The following is an 18212-nucleotide window of genomic DNA, read 5'->3' as shown; positions in this document are numbered from 1 at the left end:
CACGAAGCGGTACGGCGCCAACGTGGCACTCGCCCCGACGGACTTCGCCGTGGCGGCGGGCGAGGCGGTTGCCGTCCTCGGTGAGAACGGCGCGGGCAAGTCGACCCTCGCCAGGATCCTCACCGGCGCCCTGCGTCCTGACGCCGGAACGATCACCGTGGCGGGCGACGGGGTCACGCTTGGCTCGCCGCGTGACGCGCTGCGACGGGGGATCGCCCTGATCCCGCAGGAGCTGGCCCAGGTACCGCAGCTGACCGTTGCCGAGAACATCATGCTCAACCGGCTCCCGGGACGGTACGGCCTGACCTCGACGCAGGGAATTGAGGCGGCGGCCGCGGATCTGATGCGAAGACTCGGGCTCTGGGTCGAGCCCTCGGCGCCGATGGCACGGCTCGGCGTGTCCGACCAGCAGGTCGTCGAGATCGTCAAGGCACTCGGCCGCGACTCGCGAGTGCTGATCCTCGACGAGCCCACCGCCGCGCTGACCGAGGACGAGGCGACGCGGCTCTATCGCGTCCTCGACGCGCAGCGGGCGCAGGGCATCGGCATCGTGGTGATCTCCCACCACCTCGAGCAGGTGACTCGATTCGCGGATCGCCTCGACGTCTTCCGCGACGGCAGCCGAGTCCTTTCCGCTCTGCCGTCCTCCACCACCCCGTCCGGCCTCATCGCGCACATGATCGGATCCCGTGGTGCTCCGGCCGGACCCGCCCGCTCCAGGCCGACGGCGGGGCCGGTGGTCCTCGACGTCGCGGACTGGTCGGTGCCGGGCAGGCCGGGACTGGTGGACGTCACGCTGCAGGTCCGTCAGGGAGAGGTGCTGGGGGTCTACGGCATCCGTGGCTCGGGCGCTGGCCTGCTCGCGGAGACACTCGGCGGCCGCCGTCGGGACGTCCGGGGCACCGTGACGATCGACGACCGGCCTCCCGCAGTCCTGACGAGCCCCGGCGCGGCCATCCTGGCCGGCATCTCCTACGTTCCCGCCGATCGCAAGCGCGACGGGCTGGTGCTCGGCCAGCCCATCCGGACGTCAGCCGCCATGCTCGTGCTGCGCCGGATCACCCGCTGGGGTGTGCTGCGAGCGGAGGCCGAGTCCGCTGTCGCCCGCTCCTACGCCGGCCGGTTCCGGCTTCGGCACGCCTCCCTCGGCCAGCCGGTGGGCCAGCTCTCGGGCGGGAACCAGCAGAAGATCCTGCTCACCAGCCGGCTCGCCGCCGATCCCCGGGTGCTGGTGGCCCACGAGCCGACCCGGGGGGTCGACGTCGGCGCCCGCCACGAGATCCACGAGGCGTTGCGCGCACTGTCCGATGCCGGCACCGCAGTGCTCGTCGTGACCTCGGACGTGGAAGAGGTCGTCGATGTCAGTGACCGGGTGGTCGTGATCCGCGACGGCCGGGTCGTCGCCGAGCTCGTCGGCGACGCCATCACCCAGGACAACGCCGTGCACCACGCGGCCGCTTAGGAGCAGACATGACCATCGAGACCCAGCAACGTGCGATCGCCGGCCATGCCAGAACCGACGCGCCAGGCGGCAGCAGGGCAGCGTCCCTGCGTCAGGGCGCCGTTCAGTCTCTTGGCATCGCCGGCTTCCTGCTCGCGTTGGTCGTCGTGTTCTCTGTGTCGACGCCTCGTTTCCTGACCGACGACAACCTCGTCGGGATCCTGACCAGCGTCGCCTTCATCGGCGTCGTGTCGCTCGGCCAGACCATGGTGATCATCGCCGGCGGCTTTGACCTCTCCGTTGCAGGTGTGGCACCACTGGCCGCGGTCGTCTATGCCCAACAGGTGAATGACGGGCGGCCGATCATGCTGGCGCTCGTCATCGCACTGGCAACCGGCGCCGCCGTAGGCGTCGTCAACGGCCTGATCGTCACCAAGGGCGGCATCAACCCGCTGATCACGACCCTGGGCACGCTGTCCGTCTCCGGTGGCATCGCCTTCTCCCTCGTCAGCGGGCAGAGCGTGCCGATCGACGACATGGCTGCCGGTTTCATGGCCGAGACCGATCTGTTCTGGCTGCCCAACCAGGTCTGGCTCTTCGCGCTGGCTGCCGTCGCCCTTGCCCTGGTGCTCCGGTTCACCGTCTACGGGCGGTCGCTCTACGCGATCGGCGGCAACCGCGAAGCAGCACGTCTCGCCGGCATGCGCACCGATGCCCTCGCCGTCAGCACGTACGTCGCCAGCGGCGCCTTCGCCGCACTGGGCGGCGTGATCCTCGCCAGCCAGCTGCTCGCCGGTGACGGCAACCTCGGCAAGGACGCCGCGCTCCTGTCGGTCGCGGCGGTAGTGCTCGGTGGTGGGTCCTTGCTCGGCGGCGCCGGTGGCGCGCTGGGCACTGCGGCAGGTGTCCTGGTGCTCGGCACCTTGGCCAACGGACTGACCCTGCTGCACGTCTCGACCTTCTACCAGCAGATCGCCACGGGCGCCGTGCTGCTGGCGGCCGTCGGCTTCAGCCGACTGCGCGGCGTGATCGACCGATCAGCCCGATGAGACCCCCGTCGGCACCGTGTCGTCGGTACAACCCTGGAGGAAGCATGGAACTGCGTATCGGTAGTCCGGGCGCTGCCCGCGGGTGGCGACACCCCCTGACCTCGGTCGCGGTCGTCGTCGCCCTGACGCTCACCGGCTGCAGCAGCTCGGGCGGCAGCGGCGAGGGCTCGGGTGACGGACCGCTGGCTGGCCGCACGATGGCCTACACGAACGCGACGGATGCTGCGCCGCTGTACGTCACGATGCGGGATGGCGTGAAGACGGCGGCTGAAGAGACGGGCGTCGAGCTCGAGACGTACGACAACAAGCTCGACGCGGCGACCGTGTCGCAGAACGCCACTCTGATCGGCCAGGCGAAACCCGACTTCGTGCTGTCGTACAACCCCATCGAGGGTGTGTACGCCTCGATCGAGCGGATCTACCAGCGAGCCGACATCCCGTGCATCGCGGTCAACACGCCCGGCAAGGACTACTGCCAGTGGTTCAACCTCAGCAACCCCGAGTTGTGCACCGACACCGCGAAGGCCGTCGGCACGGTCGCGAAGGAGAGGGGGTGGACGGGTGACGACACGACCGTGCTCCTGGTCAATGCGGCGAGCTTCGGCGAGCAGATCAACAACTGCAACGCGTACTTCTACCGCGAGATCGCCACGTGGATCCCGGGTCTCCAGGTGATCGACGAGATCGACGAGCTGACGACGACCACTTCGATCCTGGGTGACTCGATGGTCCAGGTGGACGGACAGGCACAGCGGGCGCCGTCGTACGACGCCGTGCGGCGTGCCCTGTCGGGAATCCCTGCCGATCGCAACCTGGTGGTCTACTCCGTCGCGGACGATTCCACCCTCGGCGCCTGGCAGGCAGTGGACCAAGCCGGTCGAGGAGGCCAGACCCTGACCGCCGGGCTCGGCGGCTCTCCCGAGGCGCTCGACCAGCTGCGGACGAACCCGAGCTGGGTCGCGCAGGGCGATATGTTCATCGGGCACTGGGGCCAGTACCTGATGGCCATGGCGGCTGCTATCGAGGACGGCGTGGACCTGCCGTTCCAGACGCTCGCGCCCGAGGCGGTCCTCACCAAGGACTTCGCGATCGAGGACTCCATCGTGGCGCCGATGACCGACTACTACCGCGACGGTGACCCGGACGCGTACCAGCTCCCGCCCCTGGTCCCCGTCGCCGATGGCGAGACCGTCTTCGGTACCAGAGAAGTCGGCAACGACTACCTCGCCGATACCGGCGTGCTTCAGCTCTTCGGGAACGTCAAAGACCTTCGCTGAGACCTTCCTTCACCTTGGTCGGCCGCGGCCCGAGTGCCGCGGCCGGCTGCGACATGGGATCAGAACCCGGCGTATCGGATGCGGCGGATGTAGCCGTACGTGTCTCGCTGCCGAATAACGCACGAGGTTTCGCTGGAGCGTCGTGGAGGCTCCCCGAGGCCTGGGTCTTGGGGACACCTTGGTGACAGTTGAGTACGCCAGAGAGCGCCGATCGACGACGAAGCACCTTGATTTTCGCTCAGCCGCACGCCTCGCTGCCGCCTGCCAGCGCGAAAGCCGTCTGACGACGGATCAGAAGGTTTGGGGCTCGAATTCCCACAGGCGCTTTCGTCACTTCCGGGATCGGGTGCCCGGTCGGTGGGCCGGGCCATCCGTAACACATCGTTCACGGACGGACCCGACCCGCGGAAACATCCGCCGCCTTGACTGTTCCCGACCCACCGATCGACAGGTGGGGCGCCCCTAGGGTTCCGTTCCCGCTCGTCGGGAGGTCTGGTCCGAGAGGGGAGGCGGAGCACCGGCAGCACGCTCCGTTCCACGGCGGGACAAAAACCCGGGAGGCCTCAGGCCCCGGGTTGCCCCTGCGCATTCCGGGCTCACAGCTCGGAGGCAGCAATGAGCATCTCGACAGACCAGGTGGCGGCCAGCGACCTCCGGACCTTCGGGTACCGGCAACAGCTCTCGAGGCGGGTGGGGACCTACGCGTCCTTCGCCGCCGGATTCTCGTTCGTCTCGATCCTGACCACCGTCTTCCAGCTCTTCGGGCTGGGCTACAGCTTCGGCGGTACGGCGTTCTTCTGGACCTGGCCGGCCGTCTTCGCCGGTCAGCTGATGGTGGCGCTCTGCTTCGCCGAGCTGGCCGCCCGCTACCCGCTCTCCGGCGCCATCTACCAGTGGGCGCGGCGCCTCGGCGGGTCCGTCGTCGGGTGGGCCGCCGGGTGGACGATGGTCCTGGCGCAGACCATCACGGTCGCGGCGGCGGCGATCGCGCTGCAGGTGGTGCTCCCCTCGGTGTGGAGCGGGTTCCAGGTGATCGGCACCGACACGGCCCTCGCCTCGCGCGACGGTGCGGCCAACGCCGTCCTGCTCGGCTGCCTGCTCCTGGCCGCGACGACGACGCTGAACGCGCTCAGCGTGCGGATGACCGCGATCGTGAACTCGGTGGGTGTCACCTGCGAGCTGATCGGTGTCGTCCTCCTCGTGATCCTGCTGTTCGGCCACGCCGAGCGGGGTCCGTCCGTCGTGCTGCACACCACCAACCTCGACGCGAGCACCGGGTACGTCGCCCCGCTGCTGATCTCCGCGCTGATGGCGGCGTACGTCCTGGTCGGGTTCGACAGCGCTGGTGAGCTCGCCGAGGAGACCCACAACCCGCGGGCGACGACGCCGCGCACGATCCTGCGCGCCATGACGGCGTCGGGCCTCGCCGGTGCCTTCCTCATCGTCGCCGCGCTGATGGCCGCGCCGAGCCTCGGCGCCGACGACCTCGGCCTGGGTGGCCTGCCGTACGTCATCACCAGCCAGCTCGACACGACCGTCGGCAAGCTGCTGCTCCTCGACGTCGCCTTCGCGGTGTGCGTCTGCACCCTCGCGATCCAGACCGCGGCCGCCCGGATGATCTTCTCGATGGCGCGCGACGACGTGCTGCCCTTCTCGTCGCGACTCCGCGTGGTGTCGCCCCGGACCGGCACCCCGGTGCTGGCGACCGTCGTCCCCGGCGTGGGCGCGGCGCTGTGCCTGCTCGTGAACGTCGGCAACGCCGGCCTCTTCCTCGGCCTGGCGAGCGTCTGCATCATGCTGCTCTACATCGCCTACCTCATGGTGACCGCGCCGCTGCTGCTCCGGCGCCTCCGGGGCGAGGCGCTCCCGGAGGGCACCGACGAGAACGGCCGGCCGCTGCTCTCCCTCGGGCGCTGGGGGATCGTCGTCAACGCCGTCGCGGTCGTCTACGGCGCCCTGATGACGATCAACCTCGCCTGGCCCCGCGCCGAGGTCTACGACCCGGCCGGCGAGGGCTGGTACCTGCACTACCTCCCGCTGGTGACGCTCGCGGTGACCGCCGCCGGCGGTGCGATCGCGTACGCCGTCCAGCGCCGCGCCTACCACGAGGCGATCGGCCAGCCCCTGCCCGCGCGGGCGCCCAGCTTCGGCGCCGGCCTCGTGGAGGAGGGGGCATGAGCACGACGTACCGCCACGAGATGCCCGGCGGAGCCACGTGGTCGGCCACCGTCCCCGCGGGCCGCTCGATCACCATCACCGCGCTCGGGCCCGACGCCAACGCCTCGCTGCTGCTGTTCGCGGCCGACCGCCTCGACCGGCTCAACCTCCCGGACACCCTCAAGGCCCAGATGTCGGCGTGCGTCCGCCCGCCGATGACCCTGATGTCGGACCGGGGGCTCGCCCTCGCCTCGGTGACCCACTCCACCCTGGCCTGGCACGACTGCCTCACCGGCTTCGGGCACGAGGCGCACCTTGCCCGCTTCGCGCCGACGTCGTACCAGGTCGAGCGGAACGACTGGCGACGCCCGGCCCGCTCGGAGCTCCTGCTCGAGCTGGCGAAGTACGGCCTCGGCGAGGCCGACCTGCACGGGTGCGTCAACCTGTTCACGAAGGTCGCGATCGCCGACGACACCGCTGCCTCGCTCGCCTGGCAGGCCGGGCACACGGTCGCCGGCGACACCGTCACCCTGCGCACCGAGGTCGACCTGCTCGTCGTGCTCAGCACGGCCCAGCACCCGCTCGCCACCTTCGACCACCCGGTGGCAGGGGTCGAGGTCGCCGTCGGACCGGCCGCACCGGTCGCGGCCGACGACCCGAGCATCGCTTTCCGCGACGAGACGGCCCGCTCGCTCGAGATGAGCCGGAGGGTCCTGGCATGACCGCGACGATCGACGACACGATCCGGATCGACACCGTCGTCGGCGCCGGCGACGGAGCACTCCTCGAGCTGCCGGCCGGTGCGACGCTACGGATCGTCGACCTGCACGGCAACCAGGCCGTCGACACGCTCCTGTACGACGCCCACGACGTCAACAACCGCTACTCCGCCTTCGACACCGTGCGCGAGCAGGGAGCGGTCTACCTCACCACCGGCTCCCGGCTGCTCTCGACCCGGCTCGACGAGCTCGCGGTGATCAGCGACGACACCTGCGGACGCCACGACACCATCGGCGGCGCCTGCGCCCAGGAGTCCAACGTCATCCGGTACGGCGAGCACACCCGGCACCAGCACGCCTGCCGCCAGACCTTCCTCCGGTACGGCGCCCCGGCGGGCATCGGGCAGCGCCAGCTCGGCCACAACATCAACTTCTTCATGAACGTGCCCGTCCAGCCCGACGGCGCCCTGAAGTTCGACGACGGGCTGTCGGGGCCGGGGAAGTACGTCGAGCTCCGGGCGTCGCGGGACCTCCTCGTCCTGATCAGCAACTGCCCGCAGCTCAACAACCCGTGCAACGGCTGGGACCCCACCCCCGTCCGGCTGATCGGCCGGTGGGCGTGATGGGGAAGCTCACGATCCTGCGTCCCGGGGTGCAGACGACCGTGCAGGACGGCCGGGGACGCACCGGCTACTGGGACGTCGGCGTACCGCCGTCGGGCGCCTTCGACGACCTCACCTTCGCCCTGGTGGCAGCAGCGGTCGGCAACCCGACGTACGTCGGCGGGCTGGAGTGCGTCGTCACCGGACCTGTCCTGACCACCGACGAGGACCGGCTGGTCTGCGTCGGGGGCGCCGCTCGGCAGGCGACCATCGACGGCCGGCTCCTGTCTCCCGGCGAGGTCCGGTGGCTCCGCGCCGGGGCGGTCCTCGACGTCGGCCCGCTCGACGGTCCAGGCATGCGCGGGTACGTCGCCGTGGCCGGCGGGCTGGACGTGCCGCGGGTGCTGGGGAGCAGGTCGACCTTCGTCCTCGGTGGGTTCGGCGGGCTCGACGGACGCGCCCTGGTCGAGGGTGACGTGGTCCCGCTCGGGCCGCTGCACAACCAGCTGGCGCCCAGCGTCGTGTGCCTCCCGGAGATGGGTGACACGTGGACGCTGCGCGTGATCCCCGGTCCGCACGGGGCCCCTGACCACCTGACTCCCGAGGGCGTGGAGGAGTTCTTCGCGACGACCTGGACGGTCGACCACCGCGCCGACCGCACGGGGATCCGGCTGGTCGGCCCGACCCCGTCGTGGTCGCGCACCGACGGCGGCGAGGCGGGCCTCCACCCCTCGAACCTGCACGACTCGGCGTACCCGGTCGGCGGGATCATGCTCTCGGGGGACACGCCGGTGATCGTGGGCGTCGACGGTCCGTCGCTCGGTGGCTTCGTCGTCCCGGCGGTCACCATCGAGGCGGACCGCTGGATCCTCGGGCAGCTCCGGCCGGGCGACCGGGTCCGGCTCGTGGCGGTGACGCCCGAGGAGGCGACCGCCGCCCTCGCCGCCCGCACCGTCCACCTCGGCTACCCCGCCGACCCCGAGACCCTGCACGGCAGCACCAGCGCCCCCGAGCGGACCTCGTCGGCGACACCGGCCGGGTCGGAGCGCCCCGCGGCCCTGGTCGAGCGGCCCGCCGACGGCCACCAGCCGGCCTTCACGATCCGTCCCTCCGGCGACCGGCACCTGCTGGTCGAGGCCGGGCCGATGGAGTTCGACCTGACCGTGCGGGTCTGGATCCACCTGCTGGCCAACGCGCTGCGCGCGCACCGGCCGGCCGGCGTCGCGGAGATCGTCGAGGGCGTCCGCTCCCTCCTCGTCGCCGTCGACCAGACCGCCCTCCCGCTGGCCCGGCTCGCCGGCCTGCTCGGCGAGCTCGCCACCGGCCTGGACGACCCGGCGACGGCGGTGCTCGACGCCCGCTCGGTGACCCTGCCGATCGCCTTCGACCACCCGAAGGCGCACGAGGCCATGCGCCGCTACTCCACCGTGAACCCCGACGCCCCGTGGAGCCCGGACAACGTGGAGTTCATCCGCCGCGTCAACGACCTCGACGCCCGGGACGAGGTGTTCGACATCGTCGCCGCCGCGACCTACCTGGTCGTCGGCCTCGGCGACGTCTACCTGGGAGCCCCGGTCGCCGTGCCGATCGACCCGCGGCACCGGCTGGTCACCACGAAGTACAACCCCGCCCGCACCTGGACCCCGCAGAACGCGGTCGGGATCGGCGGCATCTACCTCTGCGTGTACGGCATGGAGGGGCCCGGCGGCTACCAGCTCGTGGGCCGCACGGTCCCGGTCTGGCGGCTCTCCGAGCGCGATCCCCAGCCGTGGCTGCTGCGCCAGTTCGACCGGATCAGGTTCGTGCCGGTCTTGGCGGAGGAGCTCGCCGACGCCCGGGCCGACATCAAGGCCGGCCGGACGGACCTGGTCACCGCACCCGCCACGTTCTCCGTCAGCGAGGTGCGCGACCTGGAGCTGGCGCACGCCGACGAGATCGCGCCGCTGCGGGCGCGTCGGCGCGACGCCTTCGTGGCCGAGCGCGCGAGGTGGGGCGCATGACGACCTGGATCTCGCGGGTCGACCCCGCCCCGGCGCTGCCCGGGCCGCTCCACGGGCTGCGCTTCGCGGTCAAGGACAACATCGACGTGACCGGCGTGCCGACCACGGCGGGGGACCCGCGGCGCACCACCCCCGCCACCGGGCACGCACCGGTCGTCGACCGGCTGGTCCGTGCCGGTGCCGTGGTCGTCGGCAAGACCAACCTCGACCAGTACGCCACCGGTCTCGTCGGGACCCGGTCGCCGTACGGCGCCTGCAGCTCGGTCCTCTCCGACGAGCATGTCAGCGGCGGGTCGAGCTCGGGCAGTGCGGTCGCCGTCGCCCGCGGCGAGGTCGACTTCGCCCTCGGCACGGACACCGCCGGCAGCGGGCGCGTCCCGGCGGCCTTCAACGGGATCGTCGGCATCAAGCCCAGCAAGGGCCTGGTCTCCACCCGCGGGGTGGTGCCGGCCTGCCGGACCCTGGACTGCGTCACCGTCTTCGCCCGCGACGTCACGACCGCGCGGGCGGCGTACGAGCAGATGGTCGGGTACGACGCCGAGGACCCCTACTCGCGCCGGCTCGAGCAACGTGCGGTCCCGGCGTCGTACACCATCGGCGTGCCGGACCTCCCGCTCGACCTCGACCCGGAGCACGCCGCGGCCTGGGCGGAGGCGGTCGCGGCGGCGGAGGCGCTCGGCGAGGTGCGGCGCATCGACGTCGGCGCGTTCCTGGAGGCCGCCCGGCTGCTCTACTCCGGGCCGTGGCTGGCCGAGCGCTGGCTCGCCTTCGGCGATGCGCTCGACGAGGACGACGCCGTCGACCCGACGGTCCGCTCGATCGTCCGCAACGGCGCCTCCCTGACCGCAGCCGACGCCTTCGCCGGGCTCACCCGGCTGGCCGAGCTGGCCCGGCAGAGCGAGGCCGCGTGGGCCGAGGTCGACGTCCTGCTGCTCCCGGTGACCCCCGGCCACCCGACGCTGGCCGAGGTCGCCGGGGACCCGGTCGGGGTCAACAGCAGGCTGGGCACGTTCACGAACATGACCAACCTGCTGGACCTCTGCGCGATCGCGGTCCCCGGCCCGTCCAGGTCCGACGGCCTCCCGTTCGGTGTGCAGCTCCTCGCGCCGGCCGGTGGCGACGACCTGCTCGCCGAGCTCGGCGCCCGCTGGTGCGGTGAGCCGGGCCTCGGGCTCGTGGCGTCGGCCGGGGACGGCGACGACGAGCAGGACACCGTGCTCCTCGCCGTCGCCGGTGCGCACCTGAGCGGGCAACCGCTCAACGACACCCTGGTCTCCCGGGGGGCCGCGCTGGTGGGCACCACCCGCACCGCGCGGGACTACCGGATGTTCCTCGTCGACGGACCCCTGCCGCGCCCTGGCCTGACCCGGCTGCCCAGGCCGACCCACGCACCGGGCCGGGGACTCGAGGTCGAGGTGTGGCGTCTCCCCGCCCGCGAGCTCGGTGGTTTCGCCACGACGGTCGTTGCCCCGCTCGCCCTCGGACCACTGGAGCTCGCCGACGGCAGCGAGGTGCTCGGCTTCCTCTGCACCGCCGACGCCGCCCGGGCCGACCGCGACATCACCCGTCACGGCGGCTGGCGTGCCTACCTGGCCTGGCGGGCGCACCAGCGGGAGCGGCGCGCGGCCTGGCGCCGGTTCGGGCACTGGGCCAGCCTGGCCCTGCGCCGCGGGTGGTGACGAGGTTGCGTCCAGCTGCCCTGACCGACGCCGACCCGTCGCGCTCTGGAGATCCGCGCGCGAGCGGCGTACCGTCGGGGTACTGAGGATTCTCCGAGTCTCGCCACCCAGGGCGTCACCATTCTTGGTCGAACGACTAGCCCAGGGATCGGCGATGAGACCTCCCCGTTCACCCGCGTTCTCCGCGTCCGTACGCGCGCGCGGCGCCGACCCGAACGGTGCGTACGTCGACGTGGCCGGTGACCTCGACCTCGAGGGCCGTGAGCTGCTGGACGCGGCGGTCATCACGTGCCTGCACGCCCGGCCTCCGCGGGTCCTGCTGGACCTCCACCGCGTGACCTTCATGGACTGCGCCGGGACGAAGGGCCTGCTGGCCTGCCGCGTCCGGGCCGCCGCCGAGGATGCGCGTCTGGTCGTGGTCGAGCCCAGCATCGCGGTCACCCGGGTCCTGACGCCGGAGGTCGCCGTCGTGCTGGGTGTGGACGCTGCCTCCGGGACGTCCGGGAGCGTGCCGAGCCGTCGGCTGGAGTGCGTCCCGTGCGGCAGGAGGACTCCCCACGTCGTGGGCGAGCAGACCGTCGGCACGGACGGTGGAGTGCTCGTGCAGTGGTGGCGCTGCACGGAGTGCGAGGAAGGCAACGCCATTGGTTGAGGAGTGCGCCCCGCCCGTTCGAGCATCGAGGGGGAGGTGCGGCGATGCTGCTGTTCGAGAGCTCTGACCTGAGCCAGACCGAGGAGTTCCTCGCGGCCAGCTATGCGCCGATGCGGATCGCCAGCACGACGGGCACGGCCGCCGCGCGCATCGCGCGCGTGGCGTCCGCGGCGATCAACGTCGATCGCGTCGTGTTCGACTTCGAGATGTCGTACGACGTGGAGCCGCTCGGCCGGATCTGCCTGTGCGACGTCACGTCCGGCGCGATCGAGGACCACGGCCCCGACGGGAGCGAGGCCCAGGCCTTCGGACCCGGTGAGATGTTCACACTGGCGCCGCCGGACCGCCCCTACGCCGGGAAGGTCAACCACGCGAGCTACACGGTGACCATGATCGACCCGGCGATCCTCAACGACGTCGCCTCGCCCGCGGGCGGGGAGGTCATCGAGCTGCTCGACCACCGGCCGACCAGCGCCGACGCCGCCCGGCGGCTCCGCGCTGCCATCGACCACCTCGACCAGGCGGTCCTGTCCGACCCCGTGGCGGCGGCGAGCCCGCTCCTGCTCGGCGCCGCGGCCCGGTATGTGGCCGCCCAGGTGCTCGCCGCGTTCCCGAGCACGGCTCGCCTCGACGCCCGTACGACGGACAGCCGCGACGCGCACCCGGCCGCCCTGCGCCGCGCGGTCGCCTTCATCGAGGACAACGCCGACCTCGACATCACGCCGGCCCAGGTCGCCGGCTGGGCCCACGTCAGCGTCCGTTCGCTGCAGCTGGCCTTCCGGCGCCACCTCGACACCACGCCGATGGCCTACCTGCGCGAGGTTCGGATGGCACGTGTCCGGCGCGAGCTCGTGGAGGGCGACGGGAGTGTCGGCGTCGCCGAGATCGCGACCCGCTGGGGCTTCCTCCACCAGGGCCACTTCGGGCAGGCCTACCGCCGCGCCTACGGCGAGACGCCGGGTGCGACGCTGCGCGGCGAGGGCCCTGCGCACAGCGGATAGGAAGTCGGCGCTCGTCGGATACCGGTCGGCCGTGCGCCCGCCTACCGTCGAGGGGGAGCGTGATCGTCCACGCCGGAGAGGTGTGCGACATGACCATGGAATCGACCCTGCCCTCGCCCGACCAGCCGGCCGCGTCCCGGTCCGGTGAGCAGGGGCCCAGCCCCCTCGAGCTGGCGAGGAAGCGGCACCGCCCGCCTGCCGGCGGCGCGAGCAGGCAGCTCGAGTGCCTCGCCTGCGAGCGGGTCACGCCGCACGAGCTCGGACCCGCCACCTACGGCCGCGACGGCAGCCTGCTGGTCCAGTGGTGGACCTGTGCCGAGTGCCACGAGGGCCGCACCGTCGGCTGAGGCCCGCCTCCTCCCTTCGTGTGCGATCGACGGGTGCGGGTACCTCCCGGGTCCCATCGACCCCGAGGAGTGATTCCCCCGTGAACGACGAGGTGTTGAAGGCCTATCTGCAGCACCACTGGGTCGGCTCCACGGCCGGGGTGCATGCGTTCCGGCGCGTCGGCCGCAACCACCGCGACCCCGACGCCGCCGCCGAGATCCGCGACCTCGCGGGCGAGGTGGCGGCCGACCGCGAGGCATTGCGCGAGATCATGCGCTCGGTCGGCGTGAGCCCCAGCGCCGTCGGTACGACGGCGGCCCGTGCCGGTGAGCTGCTCGGCCGGCTCAAGCCCAACGGGCGCCTCTTCACCCGGGCGCCGCTGACCGATGTCGTCGAGCTGGAGACGCTCCGGCTCGCGGTGAGCGGCAAGCTGGCCGGGTTCGAGGTGCTGCGCGCCGCCGCGGACGACGACGCGCGGCTCGACCCCTACACCCTGGACCGGCTGATCGAACGAGGTCGGGAGCACGTGCGCACGCTCGAACGCCTGCACGTGCGGGTCTCGCACGACCGGATCATCGCCGACGCCCCCGTGTCATGAAGCTGGTCGTGGTGCCACACCGCCCGCCGTACCGCATCCCTGACCCAGCCCGTCGCTGAGCGGGCCGTAGGGTTCCCGGCGTGCGCATCGTGTCGGTGAACGCCTGGGGTGGAGCGCGGTACGACGACCTGGTCGCCTGGCTGCCGACGACGGCGGCCGACGTGGTCTGCCTGCAGGAGGTGACCCGGACGCCCGACCTCGGCGGCTGGACGCGGTTCGAGGACGACGCGCGGGTGCTGCCCCAGCGGGCGGACCTGATGGCCGACGTGGAGGCGGCCCTCCCGGCGTACGACGGCTGGTTCACGGTGAGCGACTCCGGCCCGGTGACCGACGACACCGGCGCGGTGCACCGGCAGCACTTCGGGCTGGGCCTGTTCGCGGGCCCGGCGACGCTGGTGGTGGGGGCGCGGTCGGCGTACGTGCACGGTCGGTACACCGACCACGGCGACGCCTGGCCGCACAGCAACCGGCCCCGGGCCGCCCAGGTGGCCCGCTTCGAGCAGGACGGCCGCTTCGTCACGCTCGGGCACCTGCACGGCCTGCGCGACGACGCGGGGAAGGGCGACAGCCCCGCGCGGCGCGCGCAGGCGGAGCGGCTCGGCGCGCTGGTCGACGCGATGCGCGAGCCGGGCGACCTCGTCGTGGTGTGCGGCGACCTCAACGTGCTGCCGGACAGCGAGACCTTTGCGGTGCTGGCCGGGATCGGGCTGACCGACCTAGTCGGGACGGCTGACACCCGGACCAGCAACTACCCCAAGCCGGTGCGGCACGCGAGCTACCTGCTGGTCTCCGATCCCGCGGCGGTGCGGGACTTCCGGGTGGTCGAGGCGCCGGAGGTCTCCGACCACCGGCCCCTTCAGCTCGACGTCTGAGGAGCGGCACCGGCCAGTCGCAACGCCAGGTCGGCGTAGTAGTCGCCGATCTGGTCGGGACTCCACTCCCCGTCCTCGCGGTACCACCGGGCGATGTCGATGCCCATCGAGGCCAGCGCCGTCGCGGCCAGGGCCGGGTCGGGGATGTCGAACGCGCCGGCCGCGACGCCGGTGGCGACCAGGTCGCGCAGCTCGCGGTCGATGCCGGTGCGCAGCACGTCGATCTCGGCGCGGTGCTCCGGGCTCAGCGCGGCCAGCTCGTAGTTGAGGATGCGGGCGATCGTGTGGTGCTCGACGTGGAACATCGCGAACCCGCGGGCGACCGCGGCGAGCTGCTCGACCGGGTCGGAGGTCGTCGCCCGTGCTTGCCGTACGACGTCCAGCGCGGCCTGGTGGCCGTCGCGGGAGATCACGTGGAGCAGCTCCTCCTTCGACTTGTGGTGCACGTAGACCGCGGCCGGGCTCATCCCGGCCGCCCCGGCGATGTCGCGGGTGGTGGTGCCGTGGAAGCCCTTCTCGGAGAAGGCGGCCACCGCTGCCGCGAGCAGCCGAGCGCGGGTCGCCTCGGCGCGGGACGGTGAGGCCATCGTCGTACCTCCTCGGGACGCTGCTCGGACTGGTGCTCGGACTGGTGCTCGGGCCGGTGCTCGGGCTGCTGCTTGACGGGGCGGGGGTGCCACGTGCACAGTGGACGCTATCACTAAGCAAGCGCTTAGTAACCGAAGGAGCGAGGACGGCACGTGGGCACGAGGTTCGAGGGGAAGACGGCGATCGTCACCGGCGCGAGCCGGGGGATCGGCCTGGCGATCGCGGAGCGGCTGGTCGCCGACGGCGCCCGGGTCGTGGTGACCGGTCGCAAGGAGGGCGCGCTCGCCGAGGCGGTCGACGCCCTCGGTGGACCGGAGGTCGCGCTCGGCGTCGCCGGCCACGCGGACGACGGCGACCACCAGGCCGAGGTCGTCGAGCGGGCGATCGCGACCTTCGGCAGCGCCGACCTCCTCGTCAACAACACCGGCATCAACCCGACCTACGGGCCGCTGATGGAGATCGACCTCGCGGTCGCCCGCAAGATCGTCGACACCAACTGCGTCGCCGCGATCGCGTGGGCCCAGCAGATGCACCGCCAGTGGCTCGGCGAGCACGGCGGCGCGATCGTCAACGTCGCCTCCGTCGCCGGCCTCCGCCCGGCGCCGGGCATCGCGTTCTACGGCGCCAGCAAGGCCATGCTGATCCACCTCACCCAGGAGCTCGCGGTCGAGCTCGGCCCGGACATCCGGGTCAACGCCGTGGCGCCGGCGGTGGTCAAGACCCGCTTCGCGACGGCGCTCTACGAGGGCCGTGAGGAGGAGGTCGCCGCCGCCTACCCGCTCAAGCGGCTCGGCGTGCCCGAGGACATCGGCAGCGTGGTGGCCTTCCTGCTCAGCCCGGACGCCGGCTGGATGACCGGCCAGACCCTCGTCGTCGACGGCGGGATCACGCTCGGCGGTGGCGTGTGAGCGCCGCCGACCTGCCCGGGCTCGACCTCGGGCGCCTCGCCGGCTGGCTGCCGGGCGTGCTCCCCGACGCGGGCACCGACCTGACGGCGGAGCTGATCGCGGGCGGCAAGTCCAACCTGACCTACACCGTCACCGACGGTACGACGAGCTGGATCCTGCGGCGCCCCCCGCTCGGCCACGTCCTCGCCACCGCCCACGACATGGGCCGGGAGTACCGCGTCATGTCGGCCCTCCAGGGAACCGGCGTGCCCGTGCCGCGCACCTACGCCTTCTGCGACGACACCGACGTCCTCGGCGCGCCGTTCTACCTGATGGAGCGCGTCGCCGGCACGCCCTACCGCCGCGCCTCCGAGCTCGCCGCGCTCGGCGAGGAGCGCACCCGGACCATCTCCGCGCAGCTCGTCGACGCGCTCGCCGCACTGCACGCGATCGACCCCGCGGCCGTCGGGCTCGCGGACTTCGGCCGGCCCGAGGGCTTCCTCGGCCGGCAGGTCGCGCTCTGGCGCAAGCAGCTGGCGGCGTCGTACACGAGGGACCTGCCGGCGGCCGACGAGCTGCACGCCCTGCTCGCCGCCGACGTCCCGACCGAGTCGGCCGCGGGCATCGTGCACGGCGACTTCCGCCTCGACAACGTCCTCGTCGACGACAGCGACCGGGCGACGGCGGTCCTCGACTGGGAGATGGCCACCCTCGGCGACCCGCTGACCGACCTCGCGCTGATGCTGACCTACCACCGCCTCGGCGCCTCGATCGGCGAGGCCGTCACCGACGCGTCGCTCGCGCCCGGCTTCCTCTCCGAGGACGAGATCGTCGCGCGGTACGCCGCCGGCAGCGGGCGCGACCTCTCCCGCTTCGGGTGGTACCTCGGCCTGGCCGCCTTCAAGCTCGCGGCCATCCTCGAGGGCATCCACTACCGCCACCTCGCCGGCCAGACCGTGGGCGAGGGCTTCGCCGACATCGGCGACGCGATCCACCCCCTGCTCGACGCCGGACTCACCGCAATCAAGGAGAAGTAACCGATGGACTTCGGATTCGACGCCCGCACCGAGGAGCTGCGGGCCACGATGCTCGCCTTCATGGACGAGGTCGTCCACCCCGCTGAGAAGGTCTTCCACGAGCAGCTCGAGCAGCTCGACGACCGCTGGGACTGGGACTCCACCCCGGTCATCCAGGAGCTGCGGGCCGAGGCGCGCAGTCGTGGCCTGTGGAACCTCTTCCTCCCCGGTGAGCACGACGGCGTCGCGGGCGCCGGCCTCACCAACCTGCAGTACGCCGCGCTCGCGGAGATCTCCGGGCGCAGCATCCACCTCGCGCCCGCCGCGATGAACTGCGCCGCGCCCGACACCGGCAACATGGAGGTGCTGCACCTCTTCGGCACCGAGGCGCAGAAGCAGCAGTGGCTGGAGCCGCTGCTGAACGGCGAGATCCGCTCGGCCTTCGCGATGACCGAGCCCGACGTCGCCTCCTCGGACGCGACCAACATCGCGATGTCGATCGTGCGCGACGGCGACGAGTACGTCCTCAACGGCCGCAAGTGGTGGATCACCGGTGCGATGAGCCCGAAGTGCAAGGTCTTCATCGTGATGGGCAAGACCGACCCCTCCGCCGAGCGGCACCGCCAGCAGTCGATGGTGATCGTCCCGCGCGACACCCCGGGCCTCGAGGTCGTGCGCGGCATGGAGGTCTACGGGTACGACGACCACGAGCACGGCGGCCACGCCGAGCTCCGCTTCACCGACGTCCGGGTCCCGGTGGGCAACCTGATCGGCGAGGAGGGCGGCGGCTTCGGCATCGCCCAGGCCCGCCTGGGCCCGGGCCGGATCCATCACTGCATGCGCTCGATCGGCATCGCTGAGCGCGCGATCGAGATGATGTGCGAGCGGGCGGAGTCGCGGGTCGCGTTCGGGCGCCCGATCGCCGACCAGGGCACGGTGCGCACCTGGATCGCGGAGTCCCGGGTCAAGCTCGAGCAGCTGCGTCTGCTGGTGCTCAAGACCGCGTGGCTGATGGACACCGTCGGCAACAAGGGCGCGCACACCGAGATCCAGGCCATCAAGATCGCCACCCCCGAGACCGTGCAGTGGATCCTCGACAAGGCGATCCAGGTGCACGGCGCCGGCGGCCTGTCGCAGGACTTCCCGCTGGCCAACATGTACGCCGGCATCCGCACCCTGCGCTTCGCCGACGGCCCCGACGAGGTCCACAAGAACGCCCTCGCGAAGGCGGAGCTGGGTCGGCAGGCGGCCCGGCGCGGCGGGAAGTAACACGCCGTCCACCCGACTACCCGGCGCTTCTCGGCACGACACGCCGGCGACACGCCGCGCAGGGCGCCGACAAGTGGC

General features: G+C 72.2%; 17 protein-coding genes and 1 riboswitch. Of the genes, 16 read left to right on the top strand and 1 reads right to left on the bottom strand.

Annotated elements, in window-relative coordinates:
* Window positions 1-22 precede the first annotated feature (22 nt).
* The 13 genes from BJ993_RS08055 to BJ993_RS07995 all read left to right on the top strand — a co-directional run bounded on the left by BJ993_RS08055 (window position 23) and on the right by BJ993_RS07995 (window position 14374).
* Window positions 23-1462: a sugar ABC transporter ATP-binding protein gene (locus BJ993_RS08055; protein ID WP_179648360.1), complete on the top strand. Its 1440-nt coding sequence runs from the start codon at window positions 23-25 to the stop codon at window positions 1460-1462.
* An 8-nt stretch (window positions 1463-1470) separates the two neighbouring features.
* Window positions 1471-2490 (top strand): ABC transporter permease, encoded by a 1020-nt coding sequence (locus BJ993_RS08050; protein ID WP_179648359.1) that lies wholly within the window; start codon window positions 1471-1473, stop codon window positions 2488-2490.
* A 44-nt stretch (window positions 2491-2534) separates the two neighbouring features.
* The gene (locus tag BJ993_RS08045; protein ID WP_179648358.1) at window positions 2535-3767 is read left to right on the top strand and encodes a sugar ABC transporter substrate-binding protein; all 1233 of its coding nucleotides are present in this window, start codon (window positions 2535-2537) and stop codon (window positions 3765-3767) included.
* A 451-nt stretch (window positions 3768-4218) separates the two neighbouring features.
* A riboswitch (guanidine-I (ykkC/yxkD leader) is annotated at window positions 4219-4329 on the top strand.
* A 53-nt stretch (window positions 4330-4382) separates the two neighbouring features.
* A complete protein-coding gene (locus BJ993_RS08040) occupies window positions 4383-5945 on the top strand; it encodes an amino acid permease (RefSeq protein ID WP_179648357.1) in 1563 nt (520 codons plus the stop codon).
* Window positions 5942-6646, top strand: a complete 705-nt coding sequence (locus BJ993_RS08035; protein ID WP_179648356.1) for a DUF1989 domain-containing protein — start codon at window positions 5942-5944, stop codon at window positions 6644-6646. The genes BJ993_RS08040 and BJ993_RS08035 overlap by 4 nt, the downstream gene beginning before the upstream one ends.
* A complete protein-coding gene (locus BJ993_RS08030) occupies window positions 6643-7266 on the top strand; it encodes an urea amidolyase associated protein UAAP2 (protein ID WP_179648355.1) in 624 nt (207 codons plus the stop codon). Before BJ993_RS08035 ends, BJ993_RS08030 begins: the two co-directional genes overlap by 4 nt.
* Window positions 7266-9245, top strand: coding sequence for a 5-oxoprolinase/urea amidolyase family protein (locus tag BJ993_RS26320; protein ID WP_218864639.1), 1980 nt, complete (start codon window positions 7266-7268; stop codon window positions 9243-9245). The genes BJ993_RS08030 and BJ993_RS26320 overlap by 1 nt, the downstream gene beginning before the upstream one ends.
* The gene (atzF, locus tag BJ993_RS08020; RefSeq protein ID WP_179648354.1) at window positions 9242-10924 is read left to right on the top strand and encodes an allophanate hydrolase; all 1683 of its coding nucleotides are present in this window, start codon (window positions 9242-9244) and stop codon (window positions 10922-10924) included. The genes BJ993_RS26320 and atzF overlap by 4 nt, the downstream gene beginning before the upstream one ends.
* 154 nt (window positions 10925-11078) lie before the next feature.
* Window positions 11079-11576 (top strand): STAS domain-containing protein, encoded by a 498-nt coding sequence (locus tag BJ993_RS08015; protein WP_179648353.1) that lies wholly within the window; start codon window positions 11079-11081, stop codon window positions 11574-11576.
* Between the two features lie 44 nt (window positions 11577-11620).
* Complete coding sequence (locus tag BJ993_RS08010) at window positions 11621-12577, top strand: helix-turn-helix transcriptional regulator (RefSeq protein ID WP_179648352.1); 957 nt, start codon at window positions 11621-11623, stop codon at window positions 12575-12577.
* An 89-nt stretch (window positions 12578-12666) separates the two neighbouring features.
* Complete coding sequence (locus BJ993_RS08005) at window positions 12667-12924, top strand: hypothetical protein (RefSeq protein WP_179648351.1); 258 nt, start codon at window positions 12667-12669, stop codon at window positions 12922-12924.
* 80 nt (window positions 12925-13004) lie between these two features.
* Window positions 13005-13502 (top strand): hypothetical protein, encoded by a 498-nt coding sequence (locus BJ993_RS08000; RefSeq protein WP_179648350.1) that lies wholly within the window; start codon window positions 13005-13007, stop codon window positions 13500-13502.
* An 80-nt stretch (window positions 13503-13582) separates the two neighbouring features.
* Window positions 13583-14374, top strand: a complete 792-nt coding sequence (locus tag BJ993_RS07995) for an endonuclease/exonuclease/phosphatase family protein (RefSeq protein WP_179648349.1) — start codon at window positions 13583-13585, stop codon at window positions 14372-14374.
* Here the strand turns inward: BJ993_RS07995 and BJ993_RS07990 are convergent.
* Window positions 14359-14961, bottom strand: a complete 603-nt coding sequence (locus BJ993_RS07990; RefSeq protein WP_179648348.1) for a TetR-type transcription factor C-terminal domain-containing protein — start codon at window positions 14959-14961, stop codon at window positions 14359-14361. The genes BJ993_RS07995 and BJ993_RS07990 overlap by 16 nt on opposite strands.
* 153 nt (window positions 14962-15114) lie before the next feature.
* Between BJ993_RS07990 and BJ993_RS07985 the strand changes: the two genes are divergently transcribed.
* From BJ993_RS07985 to BJ993_RS07975, 3 genes are read left to right on the top strand one after another with little or no spacing between them, the layout of a single operon-like run.
* On the top strand, window positions 15115-15870 hold the full coding sequence (locus BJ993_RS07985; RefSeq protein WP_036549214.1) for an SDR family oxidoreductase: 756 nt from the start codon (window positions 15115-15117) through the stop codon (window positions 15868-15870).
* Window positions 15867-16886, top strand: a complete 1020-nt coding sequence (locus BJ993_RS07980) for a phosphotransferase family protein (protein ID WP_179648347.1) — start codon at window positions 15867-15869, stop codon at window positions 16884-16886. The genes BJ993_RS07985 and BJ993_RS07980 overlap by 4 nt, the downstream gene beginning before the upstream one ends.
* 3 nt (window positions 16887-16889) lie before the next feature.
* Window positions 16890-18134 (top strand): acyl-CoA dehydrogenase family protein, encoded by a 1245-nt coding sequence (locus tag BJ993_RS07975; RefSeq protein WP_179648346.1) that lies wholly within the window; start codon window positions 16890-16892, stop codon window positions 18132-18134.
* Window positions 18135-18212: the final 78 nt, after the last annotated feature.

Origin of the sequence: Nocardioides aromaticivorans (genome assembly GCF_013408525.1) — a bacterium.
Lineage (GTDB): Bacteria > Actinomycetota > Actinomycetes > Propionibacteriales > Nocardioidaceae > Nocardioides > Nocardioides aromaticivorans.
The sequence above is the reverse complement of the archived record's forward strand: the minus strand, read 5'-3'. Positions and strand labels throughout refer to the sequence as shown.